2 protein-coding genes are annotated in these 3,021 nt (G+C 50.8%); both read right to left on the reverse strand.

All coding sequences use genetic code 11. The features are described 5' to 3' along the window. A partial coding sequence (locus tag AC6ROY_RS25245; protein WP_500103317.1) for a condensation domain-containing protein occupies positions 1–820 on the reverse strand: 820 nt, incomplete at its 3' end. A gap of 91 nt (positions 821–911) precedes the next feature. Beyond that, the coding region (locus AC6ROY_RS25250; protein ID WP_500103318.1) for a condensation domain-containing protein at positions 912–3,021 on the reverse strand (2,110 nt) is incomplete at its 5' end.

Consider the following 3,021-nt stretch of genomic DNA (forward strand, 5'->3'; position numbering starts at 1 on the left):
CCGGCGTTCGCTCCACCTGCTCCTCGAATAACTTATGGATCGTTTTTTCCTTCGGGTAGTCCGTATCTGTCGCGTTAAACTCATCAAGCAGCTGCCTCTTCTCATAGGCCGTTAATATCTCCACATGACCTAGCTCCAGTTCAGGCTGCTCCAGCATGACGGAAAGTAATTGATCCAGGTGGCCGGCCGCCCGGGTCATCGTTTCGTCTTGGTACAAAGTTCCATTGTATATCCAGTTGTATCGGATCGCCTGATTAACCAGGCTAAACTGAAATTTGCAGTCAACGGCCACATGCTCGCCGAAGTCGGTCGTGTGTAGTTCATCCAAGGAAACAAGAACCGGAACTACCGGCTTCCCATCTATCACCTGCAACGACAACTTCTCTGTCAGCCTTCGAAAAGGAAGGTGCTGGTGATTGATTCCCTCCAGCAAGGTTAGCTTCAATTCGTTTAGTATGGACTTCAATGTTGACTGCGCATGAATGTGTTGCTTGATCAGAATGGTATGATTGATTGGCAGCCGCGAATCGGCAGCTCCTTTAACCACAGGCATACCCGTTACGATCATCGACTCCTGTGTGTATTTATAAAGCAGGACCTGAATCCCGGCGAGCAGAATCAAATACGCCGCGAGAGGAGAGTCTTTACTTGTCCGGATAATACGCCTGGTTACTTCAACCGACAATTCACCTGCTGCAGACCGCATCTCGGCTGCTGCACTTGTCGCCGACTTGGTATAAGGGAAAACAGCAAGCATCCCGCCTTCATCTGCAAATTGCTGATCCCAAAAATGAGCTTCCTTTTCAAAGGCCACCATCATCGCTCTCCTTCTTCTGGATAACATCACCTCCGGGAATGCGGAGGACTGGATGTCTGGATCGTACAGCGAAACATTCCCGGATCGGCATAGGTCAGAAAGCAAAATCAATAGACACGGCCAACGTGAGGGCCGGCGCTGCTTGGCTCTCACGCAGTATATCTTCGATAAGCACATCGTGCTGCTTGTCGAACTGAGCGAGGATATTCAGCAAATCTTCAACAAAATGGTCAATCATATTCGGAGAAAATAGCTTCGTGCAGTACTCAAACTGACCGCTCAGTCCTTCATCTGTGACTACAAACTCTAACGTCAGATCAAATTTCGCAACATGATGAGATTGAGGATAAGGGTGCAGGCTTAGTTGCCCAAAACGATTTATTTCATTTTCTTTGTATTCGATCACAAGCATCGTATCAAAAACAGGATGCCGGCTTAACGTCCTGTTGCCCTGCACCAGCTCCGCGATCTCTGCAAACGGATAGTCCTGATGTTCGTAAGCCCCTAGCATCGCTTCTCTGACTTCCTCCAGATAGGATCGCAGCTGCTTCTCTCCCGCCGGATAGTGACGAACTGGCAGTGCGTTAACAAACATGCCGATCAAGGGCGCCAAATCCGAGTGGGTTCTGCCCGCGCTCGGTATGCCCACAATAATATCTTTTTGTCCTGAATATTTATGCAGCAAAAGGGTGTAGGCAGCCATCATCACCATGTACAAGGTCAGCCCTGTCTCTTCCGCGATTCGCTGCAGCCCCTCACTGCTCTGTTGGCTGACTGCAAAGCTTCGGACAGCCCCTTCATAACTGCGAACCGGAGGTCGCTCAAAATCCGTCGGCAACTCCAACTGCGGCAACTCCCCATGCAAAACATTTAGCCAATACGCTTGCTGCTCTTCCGTACGCTTAATCTGTTCAGCGGATTGCTGCCATGCTGTATAGTCTTTGTACTGGATTTGCAACGGCGGAAGCTCCTCCCCCTCATAGAAGCGAAGCAATTCCTCCACCATAATTTTTGTAGACAAGCCGTCTGTGATGATATGATGCATGTCCACCATCAGCAGATGACGTTCGGCCTCAAGCTCAATCAAACCGACTCGTAGGAGCGGAGCCTGCTGCAGATCGAAAGGCCGTACAAAATATCGGACCGATTCCTCGGCTTCCTCCTCACTTATCTGGCTGTATTCCAGCTCAAAACGAATCTCTTGATGTATTCGCTGAACTGGCTTGCCATCGGCCAACTCAAAGCCCGTCCGTAATGTTTCATGTCGCGCTATCAATTTGTTCAGCGCCTCTTCCAACCGGAATCGGTCCAACTGGCCTGTGAGAAGCATCGTTTCCGACATGTTATAGCTCAGCTCGGCGCCCTCAAATTGGTGCTGGAGGTACAACCGCTGTTGAACGGACGACATAGGATAAAAGTCACGTTGCTCTGTACGTGGTATCGGCTGATATTCCGCCTGCTGCAGATCTTCAATCAAGCATGCCAGTTCCTTAATCGTAGGAGAACGGAATATGCACCTCAGCGGGACGTTGACCTGTAATTCTTTGTGAAGCCTGCTTACCAATAAAGTTGCACGTAAGGAATGTCCTCCATTTTCGAAAAAATTGTCCTGTATGCCTATGCTTGCAAGTCCCAGCACATCCCGCCACATGTGTACAAGCCTGGTTTCCAGTACAGTCCGTGGCGCCATGTAAAGTGATTCTCCCCGCTGGCTTTCTGCCGGAGCAGGCAACGAATTGCGGTCGATTTTTCCATTCGTTGTTAACGGAAAATGATCAAGCTGAATAAAATGTGACGGAATCATGTAGGCGGGCAGGCTTTGTGCCAACGCTCCCCGCAGTTCATTTCGCTGGAGCTTACTTTCCGCTACAAAATAAGCGCACAGCGCCTGAAGCCCATTGCCATCCTCCCTGACAACCGCAACGGCTTCCCGGACGGATTCCATTTTCAACAAATGGGATTCGACCTCGCCAAGCTCGATCCGGTAGCCGCGAACTTTGGCCTGATGGTCCATCCGGCCGATAAAATCGACATTGCCGTCCGGCATCCAGCTCGCCAAGTCTCCGGTGCGATACAATCGTTCGCCTGCCACAAACGGATTGTCCACAAACTTCTCCGCCGTCAGCTCCGGACGGTTCAGGTACCCGCGCGCAACTCCCGGGCCTCCGATGCATAGCTCCCCCAGCACACCTATCGGTACTGGC

This window comes from Paenibacillus sp. sg306046, assembly GCF_059821225.1.